Here is an 18224-nt window from a genome sequence, read left to right on the forward strand (position 1 = left end):
CGATGCCTACTGTCAGCACCAAATGCGGAGGAATTCCCGAGTGGCTAAAGGGGGCAGACTGTAAATCTGTTGTCATCGACTTCGATGGTTCGAATCCATCTTCCTCCACCATAAAAAACACTTGCAAGTGTTTTCTGTTTTACAATTTAAAACTCTTATCGAGAGAGGTGGAGGGAAAGGGCCCTGTGAAACCCGGCAACCAGTAATGTTACTAAGGTGCCAATTCCTGCAGAATTGCTGCAAGATAAGAGAGTAGTTAAGTTTATTAACCTCTTTTTACGAAGAGGTTTTTTATTTTACACAGACGGAGGTAAGAAATATGAGAAAACTATTCACATCTGAGTCAGTTACAGAAGGACATCCAGATAAAATGTGTGATCAAATTTCAGATGCTATCCTTGATTCTATATTAAGTCAGGATCCCAATGGAAGAGTAGCTTGTGAAACAATAACTACTACTGGAATGATTTTAGTTATGGGTGAAATATCAACTAAGTGTTACGTAGACATACCTAAAATAGTTAGAAAGACAGTAAAAGAAATAGGATATACTAGAGCTAAATATGGTTTTGATTGTGATACTTGTTCTGTAATATCTTCTATAGATGAGCAATCTTCTGATATAGCTATGGGCGTAGATGAAGCTTTTGAAGCTAAATCAGGCAAGATGGATAAAATAGATGCTATTGGAGCTGGAGATCAGGGAATGATGTTTGGCTTTGCTACAAATGAAACTGAAGAATACATGCCACTTCCAATAAGTATGGCACATAAGCTTTCTAAGAGATTGGCAGATGTAAGAAAAGAAGGTATATTATCTTATTTAAGGCCAGATGGTAAAACTCAGGTAACTGTAGAGTATGAAGATGACAAGCCTGTTAGAATAGATACAGTAGTTGTATCTACTCAGCATGATCCACATACAACTCAAGAACAGATAAGAGAAGATATAATTGAAAATGTAATAAAATTTGTTATACCAACGGAACTTTTGGATAGCAAAACCAAATATTTCATAAATCCAACAGGTAGATTTGTTGTAGGAGGTCCTCAAGGAGATTCAGGACTTACAGGAAGAAAGATAATAGTTGATACATATGGCGGATACGGAAGACATGGCGGTGGAGCTTTCTCAGGAAAAGATCCAACGAAGGTTGATAGATCTGCTGCATATGCAGCAAGATGGGTTGCTAAGAACTTGGTGGCAGCAGGAATAGCAGACAAGCTAGAATTGCAATTGGCTTATGCCATAGGCGTAGCAGAACCTGTATCTATAACAGCAGATACTTTTGGAACAGGAAAAATTTCAGAAGATAAAATAGTTGAAATAGTAAAGAAAGTATTTGATTTAAGACCAGGAGCTATAATAAGAGATTTGGATTTAAGAAGACCTATATATAGACAAGTGGCAGCTTATGGACATTTCGGAAGAACAGATATAGATGTTCCATGGGAAAAACTGAATAGAGTAGATGAAATAAAAAAATATTTATAATATTTCTTGGCACGTATCCATAAAGGGATGCGTGCTTTTTAAGTTGAAGTCAATATAATACAATATTATGATATAATTGTATGTATTATAACTATTTTAAAAGAGTAGGGAGATTCTATGCAGGAATTACAAGGTATAGTAGATGAAATAGTATATCAAAATGAAAAAAATGGATACACAGTTGCCCAAATAAAGGGGAAAGATGGAATTACAGTTATAGTAGGTAATATACCATTTATCATGGAAGGACAAAATTTAAAGTTAACAGGAGAATGGTCAGTTCATCCCAAGTTTGGCAGGCAGCTTAAAATTAAATATTCCGAGGAAATACTGCCAACTAGTTCCATTGGAATAGAAAGATACTTGTCATCTGGAGCCATATCGGGCATAGGGCCTGTAACTGCAAAGAAGATAGTAGAGAGATTTGGCGAAGATACATTAGATGTATTGGATAATCATATAGAAAAACTTAGAGATATAGAGGGTATTGGACAAAAAAAGATAGATTTAATTTGTAAATCCTATTCAAAACAAGTAGAAGTAAGAAATATAATGATATTTTTACAAACTTATGGGGTTACTCCAAATCAATGTGTAAAGATACATAAGAAGTTTGGATCAGCATCTATAAAAACAGTTAAGGAAAATCCATATGTACTTACGGAAGAAATATCAGGCATAGGTTTTAAAATTGCTGATAGAATAGCTAGAAGTTTGGGAATAGAAGGTAATTCACCATTCAGAATTCAGAGCGGTATTAAATATATAGTAAGTAAGTTTTGTAATTTTGGCAACACATACATGCCCTTAAAAAAATTAGAGGAAGAATCACTGGATGTACTTGAAGTTACAAAAGAAGAGATAGAAGAAAATATATATGACAGTTCACTTAAAGGAACTATAAAATTGGAGAAATTTGAAGATAATATATGTGTACTTTTACCTATTTATTATTATTGCGAGCTTAGTGTAACAAAAAAAATATTATATTTGTCATTTAATGAGTATGATGAAATTAAATTGGATATGGATAAAGAGATTTCAGAATTCGAATCACAAAATAGCATACAATTTGCAGAGTCACAAAAAAAAGCTATAATAGGTGCAGTGAAAAACGGAGTAGAAATAATAACAGGGGGACCTGGTACGGGAAAGACTACTATAATAAATTGTATTACCAAAATATTTGAAAAGGCAAAGCTAAGGGTATTTATGGCAGCACCTACAGGAAGAGCTGCAAAGAGAATGTCAGAATCCACTAATAGGGAAGCAAAAACTATACACAGGCTTTTAGAAATGAATGCATCCAGTGATGAAGATGAAGTTATGTTTTCTAGAAGTGAAGAAATTACACTGGAATGTGATGTAGTAGTTGTAGATGAAGCATCCATGATAGATATAATTCTTATGAATAGTTTGCTTAAGGCAATTTCTATTGGCACTAGGGTTATAATAGTAGGAGATGTAGATCAATTGCCTTCAGTTGGACCAGGAAATGTACTTAAGGATTTTATAGAAAGCAAGTGCATTAAAGTAGTTAGATTGAAAGAGATATTTAGACAATCCAAAGAAAGTATGATAATAGTTAATGCACATAGAATAAATTCTGGCATGATGCCATTTTTAAATAAAAAGGATAAGGATTTTTACTTCATAAAATGTGATGACCAGAACAAAATACTGGACACATTAATTCAATTGGTTGACAAAAGATTGCCTGGTTTTAATAAATCATGGAATAAATTAAGTGATATTCAAGTAGTTTCACCTATGAGAAAAGGTATTCTTGGAGTTCTTAATTTAAATAATAGACTTCAGAATGTTTTGAATTGTAAAAGTGAAGATAAAAATGAAAAAGAATTTAGAAATGTACTGTTTAGAGTTGGGGATAAGGTAATGCAGACCAAGAACAATTATTCATTAAAATGGGAATCGATTCTAAATGATGGAAAAGAAAAGGGATTGGGAATATTTAATGGAGATGTAGGTTATGTAGAGAGTATAAATAATGAAAATAATACTTTATCGGTAATTTTTGATGATGAAAAAAGAGTTATATATGATAATATATACTTAGATGAATTAACTTTGGCCTATGCAGTAACTATACACAAGAGTCAGGGAAGTGAATTCCCAGTAATAGTCATGCCTGTGTTCATGGGATCAAGTTTCTTGATGAATAGGAATCTTCTATATACAGCTGTAACCAGGGCAAAACAAATGGTTGTACTGGTAGGTGAGTTAAAGGCGCTAAAATTTATGATAGACAACAACAAGAGTTTCGACAGATATTCTTTATTAAAAAATAGAATAATGGATATAATGGAGAGTGAAGATAATGTTGCTTTGGAAAAAGATGCACCTTGGAGGGGAGAAGAACAGAGTAGACCAGGATATAATAAAATGGATTAACGGAAAGAAAAAATTTTTAAATATAATATCTATTCCATATAATTCTACAGAAATATTTATAGAAATTATTGAAAAATATATAAAAGAGGATAAAAGAGTAGTATATATAACGGATGAGCAACCTGGACAGATAAGTATTATATCGAATATAAAGAAATACACTAATTTAAAAGATTATAGTTATATAAAAAAGTTTACAAATAATAATTCAAATTTAAAAATATGCAGCATGGAAACAGCAACAAAGATAAATCAAAAATTTGATTTAATTATCTATGATGATATAAGCAGTTTCTCATATCACAATAGATATGAAATACTAGATATATTGGATAAATTGGCTTATGAAAATAGTAGAATAATTTCATATTCAATAGAAGAGATATTAAAAAATGCCGATTATATTATTATACCTCTTAAAAACAATAAATTCCCAATAGTTGAACCAAGGACAGTGATTACTAGAATTAATATAAGTAAAGATATACCATTTGTGATTTACGATTATTTAAAATGGTCTATAAATGCAGGAAGAAAAGTTATAATATACGTTCCGGATGATATAAAAGTCAAGGAAGTAAGTTCATACATAAGACAATATTGCAAATATATTTTGAAAAATATATTGTGTTTTGAAAGAGAAAGACCTGATAAAAAGGTAATTTCAAAATTTTTAAATATGGAAAATGCAGTGTTAATTACAGACTATTTTGGAGATCTAATTAGTCATATAGAAAATTCTGATATAATGATATATTTTGCAGATAATAAGAGTTTTAACTATAAAGAATTTATATATTTATGTGCAAGTGTAGCCAGAGATAAGAAAAATTTAAAAGGAGAAGTTATATTTTTAGCTAATTATGAGACGGAAGAGATGGAAAAGGCCAAATGTATAGCTAGAAATTTTAATAAAGAAGCATGGAATATGGGATTATTGAAAGTTTAAAATTTTTAAAAGATTGTTTGTTGTCCATTGTCTATTGTGGTGATGAAACATGTTTATTGTGTGAATGTGATTTGTATTCTGATAAATCCATATGTGATTCATGCAGGAAAAGTATAATGGTATGTGAATGTAAAAATCAATTGGAATACCAAAACATAAAATTTGATTTTTATAGTGCTTCATATTACTCAGGAAGTATAAAAGAACTTATAGGAAAATTGAAATATAAGAATTCTTTTAAATCCGGAGAAGTTATAGCTGAATATATGTATGATGTTATAAAAAAGAACAATATAGTATTTGATATCATAACATATGTTCCTATGACAAAAAAAGATGAAAAAAGACGAGGGTATAATCAAAGCAAGTATTTAGCTAGTATACTTAAAGGCTATTTAAAAAAACCGGTTATATGTTGTATCCAAAAAAAGAGAAGTACAAAAGATCAAATAGGATTGAGTAAGGAAGAGAGATGGAATAATATAAAAGGTAGTTTTAAAATTGTAAATAAAGAAATGATAAAAAATAAAAATATTTTACTCGTTGATGATGTTATAACTACTGGAGCTACTGCCTTTTATTGTGCATTGGAACTAAAAAATAATGGTTCAGATAAAGTTACTATATTGACTGGTGCTAAAAGTAAGGTATAATTAATATGTTAAGTTAGGTCTGTGGTTGAAAGTCGATGCCAGTCGCAGGCAAAGCGATCCACGTAAATCAAATAAAATGTTTGACGAGCATGGTGCGGTTTAGAAGTAAGTCCTGCCGCAAAGATGCGAGAGAACTAGTAGTGAGAGGTTAAATCCGGGTAGCAAAAATTCCAGCAGGCGAGTGTGGGGTCAAAGACCAGGTCAGCTAGCTTGAAAAAGCACCAATGGTGCTAATTAGCAGTCTTTTATAGGCTGCTATATTTATTTTGAATTATAAAATTTTAGATGTTTATATAAGTAAATGAACAGGACACTCTCTTTTAGAGGTGGCTTGTTCATTTTAAATTTTGTAAATAATTATATTACATTTAATGTTATTGGCACTAGAAATATTACGCCACTTAAATAGGACAGTACTGCAAGTACATCTACCCATGTATGCCATCTATTATTAGTTGTGAGAGGAATAACTACGTTTATAAAGAGATAAATAAATATTCCTGAAAAATAAATACCGTCAAAAATTCCAATAATTTTATTTAGTGTCTTTATGCCTCTCTTTTCAAGTCTATTATAGATTATAAAAAATTCTGTAATAGTAAGAAGTTCAGCACATATTACGGGTATAGCCATAAAGATAATCAAATTCCATGGTTGGTTATCCATTAACAAAGACATATAATGTGTTGAGTTCATTATTTCCACCTCCAATAAATATATTGTTAATAATATCAGTGGAGTGTGAAGATCGTATGAAGAAATAATACAGGTGTAAATATTTTTATTAAATCAAGAAATAGGAGTATCCTAAAAAAACCAGCAAATATAATTTATTATTCTCAGATGTGGCACTTTAATAAGGTTAAAATGTGTAAGATTTTTCTTGATATGACTAAGTGTAGTGAATTTATAGGACTAGCTCAAGCCACCTCTTTTAGGGTGGTTATTGCCATTCCCGAATTTCTTTCTATAAATTAGGTGGATTTGTTTTTTATTGAACTAAAATCTTATTATAATTAATACAGGTCATTAATAAATTTACATATTTTATTCCTTCCTCTTTTGTTCCTGATGACTGTATTAAGAGTACAAATCAAGACTCCCATGGCTATGGTAGTGATAGTAATACATTTAATTTTATTTTTCATTTTAATCTCCTTTAATATACAATTTATCATAGTTGTGTAAATAAAAAACTGACTTTAAAATTATCCAAAACATGAACTTATTAATATTATATCCACGCTCTTAAATTAAATTCACTTTAAAAAGTTTATAATAAAACAAAAATTCAACAATTTTTAGAGATGATAATTTGCTTTATATATTTATAAGTGTTATACTATGTAAAGAACTTAAATGAATCGTAATTAATTTAAACGCGGATATATTTCAATGTGTACTTATGTTTATTATATATGTTAATGTCGAAATTTTATTTAGTGGATATAGTTATTACAAAGAGTTTAAGAAATAAAATTTTGGAGGTACTTATATATGACAGGTACAGTTAAATGGTTTAATGGAGAAAAAGGATATGGATTTATTACAGGAGAAGATGGAAAAGATATTTTTGCACACTTTTCTCAAATAAATTCAAATGGATACAAATCACTTGATGAAGGTCAAAAAGTTTCTTATGATGAAGGTAAGGGACAAAAAGGACCACAAGCAGAAAATATTACTGTTCTTTAATAAATAGGATAAATATTTTATCCCTTAGGTAGAGAAATCTATCTAAGGGATTTTTATATTATAAAATTTTAATATACTGATTTCCATTGTTTACTTGAATATCTATTGTAATTTACATTAAATAGTATTAATATATAAGTATAAACTATATAACATGATAATTGTTTCGATTTATGTTATGTCTATGTAAATTATAGTTTACATAAAGTGATAAGAGAGGGGCTGGAAATATGAAAATAATTATAAAAGGCAAAAATATTTCGGTAACTGACTCATTGAAGAATGCAGTTAACAAGAAACTATCAAAACTGGATAAGTATTTCAACCCTAATGTAGAGGCACAAGTTACATTAAGCATACAAAAAAAGAATCAAATTGTAGAAGTTACAATACCTTTTAATGGTGTCATACTTAGAGGCGAAGAATCAAATAATGATATGTATACTTCTATTGATCTAGTTGTAGATAAATTGGAAGGTCAGATAAGAAAACAGAAAACGAAGCTCTTGAAGAGAAAACGTTCTTCGGATTCATTGAAATTTCAATTCATACCAGATCAAAACGATGTAGAAGATGAAGAACATAAAATAGTAAGAACTAAAAGATTTGCTGTAAAGCCAATGTCTTCAGAGGAGGCAGTTCTCCAAATGGAATTATTGGGACATAACTTTTTCGTATATCAAGAAGCTAGAAGTGGAGAAGTCAATGTTGTATACAGAAGAAAAGATGGAGATTATGGTCTTATAGAACCTGAATTTTAGAATTAGATATAAAAAGGGGAGCTCTTAAAGCTTCCTTTTTATTTATTATCATAAAGGTATTATATGTAAAGTTAAAGTAAATTTATACCTTTATTTATTGAATAGGTAATGAGTAGATGATATAATCAGAAGGTATATATTTTTTTATATAAAATAACATGTGAGGATGAAAATAATGAAACTTTTACAAAAATTTTTTGGTTCATATAGTAATAGAGAAGTTAAGCGAGTAATTCCTATTGCTGAAAAGATAGATAAGTTGGATGCTGATATGCAGAAATTAACAGATGATCAGCTGAGAGATAAAACTGATGAATTCAAGGAAAGAATTAAAAATGGAGAAAGTTTGGATTCCATACTTCCAGAAGCTTTTGCCGTAGTTAGGGAAGCAGCATATAGGACTATAGGGTTAAAGCATTACAAAGAGCAATTAATAGGTGGAATTGTATTACATCAGGGAAGAATAGCTGAAATGAAAACTGGTGAAGGAAAAACTCTTGTAGCTACTGCACCTGCATATTTAAATTCTCTTACAGGAAAGGGAGTACATATAATAACTGTAAATGATTATCTTGCAAAGAGAGATAGAGATTCTATGGCTCCTGTATATGAATTCCTGGGACTTAAGGTTGGAGTTATACTTCATGACTTAGATCAGACTCAAAGACAGGAAGCATATAGATCCGATATAACTTATGGAACGAATAGTGAATTTGGATTTGACTATTTAAGAGACAATATGGTTGTGTATAAGGAAGAGAGAGTTCAGAGAGGACTGAATTTTGCAATAGTTGATGAAGTGGATTCAATACTTATTGATGAAGCCAGAACTCCGCTTATAATATCAGGTGAAGGAGAAAAATCTACTGAGTTTTATAAAGTGGCAGATCATTTTGCAAAGACTTTAAAAAAGCAAGAAGAGACTCCAGATGAGAAAACTGGTGAAGTAAAACACAAGGGTGACTTTACTGTAGATGAGAAGGCCAATGCAGTATTGCTTACAGAACAAGGTATATCAAAGGCAGAAAAGTTTTTTAATTTGAAAAACTATGCGGATGCAGAGAACATGGAGCTTCAACATCATGTGATTCAAGCATTGAAGGCCAATTATATTATGAAGCGTGATAAAGACTATATGGTTAAAAATGGTGAAGTTCTTATAGTAGATGAGTTTACAGGTAGAATGATGGAAGGTAGAAGATATAGTGATGGACTTCATCAAGCCATAGAAGCAAAGGAAGGAGTTAAAGTAGAAAGAGAGTCAAAAACTCTTGCTACTATAACATATCAGAATTATTTTAGAATATTCAATAAACTTTCAGGTATGACTGGTACTGCACTAACGGAAGAAAGTGAATTCAGAGAAATATATGGTTTGGATGTAATAGTAATACCGACGCATAAGCCTTTAATAAGAAAAGATCAATCGGATCTAATATACAAGACTGCAAAGGGAAAATTTAAAGCCATTGCAGAAGAAATATATGAAACTTACAAGAAAGGTCAGCCTGTACTTGTAGGTACGGTAAGTATTGAGAAGTCGGAACTCCTTTCAGACATGTTGAAAAGAAAAGGTGTTCCTCACCAAGTATTGAATGCTAAATTCCATGAAAAAGAAGCTGATATAATTTCACATGCAGGTGAACAAGGAACTGTAACTATTGCTACCAATATGGCAGGACGTGGTACCGATATAAAACTTGGAACAGGTGTTGTAAAATTAGGTGGATTAAAGATAATAGGTACAGAAAGACATGAATCAAGAAGAATTGACAATCAGTTGAGAGGACGTTCAGGACGTCAGGGAGATCCAGGAGAATCAAGATTTTATGTTTCACTGGAAGATGATCTCATGAGGATATTTGGATCAGACAGACTTCAAAGTGTGGTTGATAGACTGGGACTTGGAGAAGATGAAGCCATAGAAAGTAAAATGGTTACCAATGCTATAGAAAATGCCCAGAAGAAAGTAGAAGGAAACAATTTTGATATAAGAAAAACATTGTTGCAGTATGATGACGTAATAAATAAACAGAGGGAAATAATATATAAACAGAGAAGTGAAGTTCTTGAAGGCGTAGATCTTAAGGACCAAATTCACAATATGTTTGGGGATCTTGTTGTTCAAATTGTAAAGTCCCATGTATCGGGAGACGAAGAAGAGTTTGAAAATGAAATCAAGAATTTAATAGATTATATGGAAGAAATTTTTGTCCCAAAAGATACTGTAAAATTTGAAGATATAGCAAATATTTCAGATGAAGAGATAATAGATAAATATATTAAGCTTGGAGATGAAATATACAAAGAAAAAGAAGAAGAATTTACTCCAGAACAGATGAGGGAAATTGAAAGAGTAATTCTTTTAAAAGTTGTTGATACGAGATGGATGGATCATATAGATGATATGGAGCATTTAAAGAGAGCTATAGGCCTTAGAGCTTATAGACAGCAGGAACCAGCTCAGGCATATCAATTTGAAGGCAGTGAGATGTTTGATGAGATGATCTATAATATTAAGATGGATACTATCAAGTATCTATTCCATGTAAAAATAGAAAAAGCTCCAGAAAGAGAAAGAGTTGCCAAAAATATAAATACTAATCAAGTTGGAGACGACAAGGTTAGAAGAATGCCAATTAAAAAAGAAAAGACAGTAGGCAGGAATGATCCTTGTCCATGCGGAAGTGGAAAAAAATATAAAAATTGCTGTGGAAGAAATATTAGTAATTAAAAGGGGCTGTTTATATATGATAATGGAGTTGGAAGAATCTTTGTCAAAAATAAAATCAATAAGAAAATCATTAATTCAAGTAAAGGAGTCTCTTTGACTTAGATAATTGTAAAAATAAAATAGAAGAGCTTCAAATGAAGATGCAGGAATCAAATTTTTGGGATGACCCTGAAAGAGCACAAGAAATATCCTCTGAGGAAAGAATATTAAATGAAAAAGTTCATATGTATACCAATTTAAATGAAAGATTGGACGATGTAGAGGTATTAGCTGAACTTGCTGAAGAGGAAGAAGATAAATCTGCATCCTTAGAAATAATTTCTGAAGTAGAAGATATTGAACATATTATTGATAAACTAAAAATAGAGATACTTTTATCAGGAGAATATGATAAAAATAATGCCATATTAAACCTTCATGTAGGAGTAGGTGGTACAGATGCCCAGGATTGGACAGAAATGCTGCTTAGGATGTACACAAAATGGGCCGAAAAATCTGGATATAAAATTGAAACTCTGGATATACTGCCTGCAGATGATGCTGGTATAAAGAGCGTATCACTTAAAATAACAGGCGAATTTGCATATGGGTATTTAAAAGCGGAGAAGGGTATTCATAGATTAGTTAGAATATCCCCATTTAATGCGAATGGAAAAAGGCAGACATCTTTTGCTTCTGCAGAAGTATTGCCTGAACTTACTAAAGATCAAGATATAAACATAAAATCAGATGATTTAAGGGTGGATACCTATAGATCAAGTGGTGCAGGAGGACAGCATGTAAACAAGACTGAGTCTGCTGTAAGAATAACACATATACCTACAGGAATAGTTGTACAGTGCCAGAATGAAAGAAGTCAGCATCACAATAGGGAAACAGCCATGTTAATGTTGAAGGCAAAGCTTGTAGAACTAAAGGAAAGGGCTCATAAGGAAAAAGTAGAGGATCTTACAGGAGAACTAAAGGATATGGGATGGGGTAGTCAGATAAGGTCCTATGTATTTCATCCATATAGCCTGGTTAAAGATCACAGAACTGGTGTTGAAAACAGCAATGTAGCTTCAGTAATGGATGGAAATATTGATAATTTTATAATTGCTTATTTGAAACAACAGGCCAATTGACAATAAATCACTGTAGCTTTATTCAATTTTAGTAAAGTTATGGTGATTTTTGTCATTTATTTATATTTGTATTTGTATTGAAAGTTAATTAGTTATATATTAACATATAATTGGATTAAAAATTTTATTTAGTAAAGGAATGATTAGCAGTGAATGACTTAATTGAATTGATACAATCCCCGCGAAAATACTTTTCTAGAGATACTGATATATCCATGAAATTTATGTATTTGTTACTTTTGATTTTTTTGGCTTTAGATACTTATGTAGGAGTCTTTGTTGTTTCAAACAAAGAAATTGATAAGGTAACAAGCATGGTCCATTTTAGTAAATGGCTTATACTTTTGTTTGGTGTTGTAGGAGGAATAATAGGTATTATTATAACTGTAAATATAGTATATTTTGTAGTATATATTACATGTAATAAAATCGAGAAGAAGATCTATAATAAGAAAATAGTTAAAAAGCTATTATACACAAGCTATGTTGTACCATATATATTGAGTTATATAATTATATCAATTTATAACCTGCTGGGAGGTCAAAGTGATATATTTACCAATATATTTAGTTTGATTATATCTGCATTAGTTAGTATATTTATATATATGACATTGAAGTTAAATATAAAAACAAAAAATGTCCATAAATTTTTACCTGTAATTATATTTATAATAAGTATAATTCCTGTTATTAAATATTTTATAAAATTACACTAATATATATAGTATTTAGGAGGTACATATGAAAGATAAAAAAAAGTTATTTGTTATAGTCCCTGTTATCGTTATAGTTTGTGTAATGGTGGCTTTAATATTTAACGTACAGCACAATAAGAAAAAGAAGGCTGAAAGTAATCTAGTAAATGAGACATATACTATTCCAGAAAGACAAACTATATTTTTAGATGGACAAGTTCAATACTCAAATAAAGTGGATTTTGTACAAAATGATGCCAATGGAACTGTTGACAAAATAGACGTAAGTGACAAACAAAGTGTAAAAGAGGGCCAAACACTATTTAATTATAAAAATGAACAGATAATTGAACAGTATGACAATCTTGAACAACAATTGAAGGATTTGGATTCACAATCAAGTATGATTACAAATGATTCAAAGAATGTTCAGATGTCAACAAATAATACACAGAAGTCAAGTATACAGCAGCAAATGGATAGCATAAAGGATAAAAGATATACTGATGTTTTAGCACCTTTTGATGGAGTTGTTTCCAGACCGTCAAATACTGATTCAGACAGTGGATCAAATGGTGTTTCAAGTAAGGTTGTCCTGTCACTTATCAATCCAAAAATGCAGGTAGTAGCCAATGTAAGTGAAAAGGATGTTTTAAAACTTAGGAAAAATCAAAAAGTTGAAATAAGTACTTATGGCACAAATAAACAATTTACAGGTAAGATTGCATCTATTGGAACAGAGCCTGTACAGGGAACACAACTTGGTACAGAAACAACCTCTACAACTTTATCACAGTCATCCAGTGTATCCAATTATCCTGTATACATCAATATAGATAATCAAAATGACATATATTCAGGATTCCATGTTGATGCTACTACTGTAGATGAAAGTGAGTTGCCTAAAATTCCAAAATCTGCAGTATTCGATCATAACGGAAATAAATATGTTTGGCGTATAAAGAATAACAAACTTAAAAGAGCTCCAGTTGATTTAGATGAATATGATTCTTCATATATGCAGGTAAGAAGTGGTTTGAATTTTGGAGACAAGATTATTAAGAAAGCGTCAGCTGGAATGAAAGAAGGGGACATTTTTGGCACAACAGCTACTGGAAATTAAAGGATTATCTAAATGGTATGAACAAGATAAAAATCGATATAATGTATTGAAAAGTCTTGATTTTAATGTAGAAAAAGGATCTTTTGTAGTTATAACAGGAAAATCTGGGAGCGGTAAAACTACATTATTAAATATTTTAGGTTTTTTAGATAAATTTAATGAAGGAAGCTACATATTCAATGGCAAAGATGTTACTAAGATGAATGAAGTAGAAAAGTGTTCATTTAGAAATAGTCATATTGGTTTTATATTTCAGCAGTTTTATTTGATTGAATCTTTGACCATAGCACAAAATGTTGAATTGCCACTTTTATATCATGGAGGATATAGTAAAAGTCAAAGAATAGAAATGGTAAAACAGAGTCTTAAGGACGTTGAATTAGAAGAAAAGTTGAATAATTATCCCCATGAATTATCAGGAGGACAACAACAGCGTGTTTCAATTGCCAGAGCACTTGTTACAAAGGCAGAACTTATTCTTGCTGATGAGCCAACAGGTGCTTTGGATTGGAAAACTGGATTGAAGATTGTTGACTTGCTAGTTAAACTAAATAATCAAAATAAAACCATTGTAATGGTAACCCATGATAATGACCTTAAAAAGTATGCTACTCATTGTGTTTACCTTAAAGATGGGGTCTTTTCTGAGGAGGATAATATATGAGTTTTCTGGAACTTATAAACAGTGCAGTCTTGAGCTTGCGTACACATAAGCTCAGAGTGTTTCTAACTATGATAGGTATAATTATTGGAATAAGTTCTGTAGTTGTAATACTTTCTATTGGAGCGGGATTAAAAGCCCAAGTAAATAAGTCAACCAGTGATGTAGATGCCAATACTATTACTGTTAATTTTGAACCAAAAGATGAAAGAAGTTCATCTGTAGTAAATCCATTCGATTATAAGGACTTTCAAAAATTGAAGAATGTTGATGGTGTAGAGAAAGTTAGTAAAAGCAGTAATGGATTGGAAAACTTGATAGGAGTAAATCAAAACGCAGTATTTTTTGATAAACAGACTTATCTGAACATAGATAAATACAATAATGATAACTTGAACTTGATGTATGGAAAAAATATTACTAAAGAGGATAGTGATTTTAAAAATTATGTTATTATACTTACAGATGAGCATGCAAAGGCTTTATTTGGAAATGATCTGAAAGATTCTATTGGAAAAGGGATTAAAGTAAAAGGTGAGTTTTTCAAGGTTATAGGAATTCAAAATCAGGATTCAAGTGTATTATCAATGACAAAAGATTATGTACCGGGTTTTGCAAGAGATATTTTAGAGGATGATACATCCATTAACTCTATAGATGTAAAACTTAGACAGGGATATGATTCTAAAAATGTATTCAAAGAAGTAAAAAAGGAATTGGAAGCTTTACATCCAGATGTAAAGGGAACCTATACACAAGGAGATCCTAATGCTATTTCCAAGACTTTTGAAAAAATAATAAGTTCGGTAACAGGTTTTATAGCAGTAGTTTCGGGAATATCATTATTTGTAGGTGGAATTGGAGTTATGAATATAATGTATGTTTCCGTTACTGAAAGACGTAGAGAAATTGGTATTAGAAGAGCTATAGGTGCCAAGCCAGGTGCAATACTAAGCCAGTTCTTGATTGAGTCCATATTTATTACTGTAATAGGTGGAATCATCGGTATTTTTGCAGGATGTTTAATAGCATCTATTGCAGGAATATTTTTACCATTTAAACCAGTTATAACTTTAAGTATTTTAGCAGGGTCGTCAGCTACATCTATAATAATTGGAATAATCTTTGGAATAATTCCTGCATATAGAGCTGCAAATTTAGATCCTATCCAAGCAATTTATAAATAAAGTAATAAAAAACACTATGGACTTACATCCAATAGTGTTTTTTATTGGGAGGTATGAAAGATGAGTCTCAAGTGGAAAATTCAAGATACATTTATATCACTTAAGCATAGAGACTTCAGATATTTTCTATCAGGTCAGCTTCTATCTACTATGGGAACCATGGTCCAAAATACTGCTCTTAGCTGGTACGTATATAAAATAACCGGTTCACCTTTCCTCTTAGGGATTATAGGAGTATTTCAATATGCACCAGTACTTTTAATAACACTTATAAGTGGAGTTATAATAGAGAGGCATTGCAAGAAAAATATTCTATTAATAACACAATCCCTATACATGATACAAGCTTTCACGTTGAGCTTTGTAGTATACATGGGGTACAATAAATATTGGATATTTGCAATACTGGCTGCAGCAAGTGGTATTATAACTAGTTTTGACATGCCTACAAGGCAGTCGTTTTTTATTGAACTCGTTGGTAAGGATGACCTTCCAAATGCCATATCATTGAATTCAACTGTATTTAACATGTCACGTATAGTTGGACCAGCATTAGCTGGAATAATAATGAACAAGGTTGGAGTATTTGAATGCTTTTTTATTAATGCAGTAAGTTTTATACCAATTATATATGGTGCATTTAAAATAAGTGTAATTGGAAAGCCTAAACTTACTGGAGAGAATTCTGGCTTTTTTAATGATTTAAAAGATGGAGTAATTTATACATTTAATAATAGAGTACTTATATCTACTATGTTTATGATGGCTATAGTTTGTACTTTTGCATTTAACAGCAATATTATAATACCAGTATTTGCAAAAGAGGTTATGAATGGTGGGGCATCAGAATATAGTATTTTCCTCAGTCTTATAGGACTTGGGTCACTTCTTGGTGCTATGTTCATGGCAAGCAGGGGAAGGAAGTTAAATATAAGTCATTATCTTGTTATAAATTCCTTTATTCTAGCAATTTTACAGATAATAACTGTATTTTCACACAACTATTTGGTCATAGCAGCTCTTTTTATATCTATAGGATTCTTTAACCTTACTTTTCTAAATAGATCAAATTCTACTCTGCAATTTAATACGGCAGATGAATTTAGGGGTAGGGTAATGAGTATATATGCATTATTGAATACAGGAAGTACCCCTGTTGGTAATGCATTTGTTGGTTTCATAATGGAAAAATTCGGTGGGAGATTTGGATTCTTTAGTTGTGGTATAATGATATTTTTACTTACCATTATAGGAATTTCAATTATAAAAATTAAAAGAGTGGTTAATGCGTAAAAAGCATTAACCACTAGAATACTAGCTATGATCTTTTTGTAAATCTGACATATAAAATTGAAGTTAGCAGCATTCCTATAAGTGATATTATGAACAACTCCCTGTGATATAATAAATACACGTTATTGTCAAAAGCATAATTGTCAATCTCTTCTGAGGCTATATTAAAGCATCTGTCTATGGACTTTGTATCAATATAGGCAGATTTGTCCATAGGAGTGTGTATCTTTGACATATCTGCATCTGAAAGGGTTATGGCATCTATACCATAAGCCCTGAAGTACTGATGGTCACTAGAATTTTCAAATACATAAGTAAAAGGTTGATTTTGAGCAGAGAATATTTGAGCAATTTCTTTTACAAAATTAGAGTTTTTTGTATCCCATTTTCCTGACATTATAGAAAGAGGCACACTTTTGTTGCTGCCTATCATATCAAAATTTATAACTTTACCACCCCTTAAATTGTCTTTATATTGTTTCACAAAACTTTTTGATCCAAGGCATCCGAATTCTTCTGCGTTGAATGAAGCAATTATTATATTTCTATCAGGTTTTCCGATTGAATTTATGTATTTTACCATACCAAGTAAAAAAGAAGTACCTGATGCATTATCAAGGGCACCATCATATACAGTCCCAGCAAGATCAGTACCTAAATGATCAAAATGAGCTGACAGCACAAGAGGTGGCAAATTTGGGTTTTTACCTTTTATATATCCTAGTACATTGTATGCAGAAGTTAGTTGGTTATCATATGGGATAAAGCAGCTTATTTCATATCCAGAATTTACATAAGTTTTTATTTCCTGTGCAGTTTTACTGGATATCATTATGTACATACTATGAGGAGAATTTGCTATAAATGAACTCCTGAAATTCAATTTGTTGTTTTCTGGATTGTAAAATAGAAAGTAGTCTTTTCCTTTTTGTACTTGAAAATTATTTCCTTTCCAAATTATAATGTCATCTTTCTTAAAGGACAGGGAATTTTTTCTGAAGTTTAGCATGTCTTCCTTATAATCTGTGCCGTATTTATAATGTTTTACTATGAAACCATCTTTATCTTTTACTACAAGAGTTGGGATACCATCTGTTTTTTTAGGATAAAGAACACTAAATTTTTCCAAATAATTACCGTTATAAGGCTTTAGGCCTTCACTTTCAAAATAGTTTTTTATAAAACTTACAGTTTCATAGTTTTCAATACTTCCTGTTAATCTTCCCTTAAAGTTATCTGAAGACAGATAATTTATAGTGCTTTTTACCTCGTTGGAATTTAAAGGTTTTACTGAATAGTAGCCAAAACTTAATGAACATATTATACAAAATATAATCACAAGTAGAGAAATTACAATTTTTTTCATTGTTTACAACCTCACAATTAATGATTCTTTAAATATATATTAATTTGCCAAAATATATATAACTGTTGTAATA

Annotated in this window: 14 protein-coding genes, 1 tRNA gene, 1 pseudogene and 1 riboswitch; of the genes and pseudogenes, 14 read left to right on the forward strand and 2 right to left on the reverse strand. The window is 30.8% G+C overall.

Annotated elements, in window-relative coordinates:
• Positions 1–26: 26 nt before the first annotated feature.
• From KM800_RS03130 to KM800_RS03150, 5 genes are all read left to right on the forward strand, one after another.
• Positions 27–111 (forward strand) — tRNA-Tyr (locus tag KM800_RS03130).
• A gap of 41 nt (positions 112–152) precedes the next feature.
• Positions 153–251, forward strand: a riboswitch (SAM riboswitch).
• A gap of 68 nt (positions 252–319) precedes the next feature.
• The gene (metK, locus tag KM800_RS03135) at positions 320–1495 is read left to right on the forward strand and encodes a methionine adenosyltransferase (RefSeq protein ID WP_217811765.1); all 1176 of its coding nucleotides are present in this window, start codon (positions 320–322) and stop codon (positions 1493–1495) included.
• A 117-nt stretch (positions 1496–1612) separates the two neighbouring features.
• Complete coding sequence (locus KM800_RS03140; protein ID WP_217811766.1) at positions 1613–3907, forward strand: ATP-dependent RecD-like DNA helicase; 2295 nt, start codon at positions 1613–1615, stop codon at positions 3905–3907.
• The gene (locus KM800_RS03145) at positions 3834–4856 is read left to right on the forward strand and encodes a hypothetical protein (protein ID WP_217811767.1); all 1023 of its coding nucleotides are present in this window, start codon (positions 3834–3836) and stop codon (positions 4854–4856) included. Before KM800_RS03140 ends, KM800_RS03145 begins: the two co-directional genes overlap by 74 nt.
• Positions 4829–5509, forward strand: a complete 681-nt coding sequence (locus KM800_RS03150) for a ComF family protein (RefSeq protein WP_217811768.1) — start codon at positions 4829–4831, stop codon at positions 5507–5509. The genes KM800_RS03145 and KM800_RS03150 overlap by 28 nt, the downstream gene beginning before the upstream one ends.
• 369 nt (positions 5510–5878) lie before the next feature.
• On the opposite strand, the pseudogene KM800_RS03155 reads toward KM800_RS03150, so the two are convergent.
• A pseudogene (locus KM800_RS03155) lies at positions 5879–6205 on the reverse strand (DUF6803 family protein); the annotation flags it as partial.
• Between the two features lie 801 nt (positions 6206–7006).
• Here KM800_RS03155 and KM800_RS03160 point away from each other — a divergent pair.
• From KM800_RS03160 to KM800_RS03200, 9 genes are all read left to right on the forward strand, one after another.
• Positions 7007–7204 (forward strand): cold-shock protein, encoded by a 198-nt coding sequence (locus KM800_RS03160; protein WP_017751485.1) that lies wholly within the window; start codon positions 7007–7009, stop codon positions 7202–7204.
• 230 nt (positions 7205–7434) lie between these two features.
• Positions 7435–7965, forward strand: a complete 531-nt coding sequence (gene hpf, locus KM800_RS03165; protein ID WP_217811769.1) for a ribosome hibernation-promoting factor, HPF/YfiA family — start codon at positions 7435–7437, stop codon at positions 7963–7965.
• Positions 7966–8140: 175 nt separating this feature from the next.
• Positions 8141–10699, forward strand: coding sequence for a preprotein translocase subunit SecA (secA, locus tag KM800_RS03170; RefSeq protein ID WP_217811770.1), 2559 nt, complete (start codon positions 8141–8143; stop codon positions 10697–10699).
• A gap of 16 nt (positions 10700–10715) precedes the next feature.
• Positions 10716–11823, forward strand: a protein-coding gene (prfB, locus tag KM800_RS03175) for a peptide chain release factor 2 (protein ID WP_217811771.1) whose coding sequence is annotated in 2 segments (ribosomal slippage) — positions 10716–10793 and positions 10795–11823 — 1107 coding nt in all. Because the reading frame shifts where the segments join, the coding sequence is not laid out codon by codon here.
• A 149-nt stretch (positions 11824–11972) separates the two neighbouring features.
• Positions 11973–12542, forward strand: a complete 570-nt coding sequence (locus KM800_RS03180) for a YIP1 family protein (protein WP_217811772.1) — start codon at positions 11973–11975, stop codon at positions 12540–12542.
• Positions 12543–12567: 25 nt separating this feature from the next.
• Positions 12568–13644: an efflux RND transporter periplasmic adaptor subunit gene (locus KM800_RS03185; protein ID WP_217811773.1), complete on the forward strand. Its 1077-nt coding sequence runs from the start codon at positions 12568–12570 to the stop codon at positions 13642–13644.
• A complete protein-coding gene (locus KM800_RS03190; RefSeq protein WP_217811774.1) occupies positions 13619–14308 on the forward strand; it encodes an ABC transporter ATP-binding protein in 690 nt (229 codons plus the stop codon). Before KM800_RS03185 ends, KM800_RS03190 begins: the two co-directional genes overlap by 26 nt.
• A complete protein-coding gene (locus KM800_RS03195; protein WP_217811775.1) occupies positions 14305–15492 on the forward strand; it encodes an ABC transporter permease in 1188 nt (395 codons plus the stop codon). Before KM800_RS03190 ends, KM800_RS03195 begins: the two co-directional genes overlap by 4 nt.
• 60 nt (positions 15493–15552) lie before the next feature.
• On the forward strand, positions 15553–16785 hold the full coding sequence (locus KM800_RS03200; protein WP_217811776.1) for an MFS transporter: 1233 nt from the start codon (positions 15553–15555) through the stop codon (positions 16783–16785).
• A gap of 25 nt (positions 16786–16810) precedes the next feature.
• On the opposite strand, the gene KM800_RS03205 is transcribed toward KM800_RS03200, so the two are convergent.
• Positions 16811–18151, reverse strand: coding sequence for a M28 family metallopeptidase (locus KM800_RS03205; RefSeq protein WP_217811777.1), 1341 nt, complete (start codon positions 18149–18151; stop codon positions 16811–16813).
• Positions 18152–18224: the final 73 nt, after the last annotated feature.

The sequence above is a fragment of the Clostridium tyrobutyricum genome, assembly GCF_019144085.1.
Classification (GTDB): Bacteria; Bacillota; Clostridia; order Clostridiales; family Clostridiaceae; genus Clostridium_B; species Clostridium_B tyrobutyricum_A.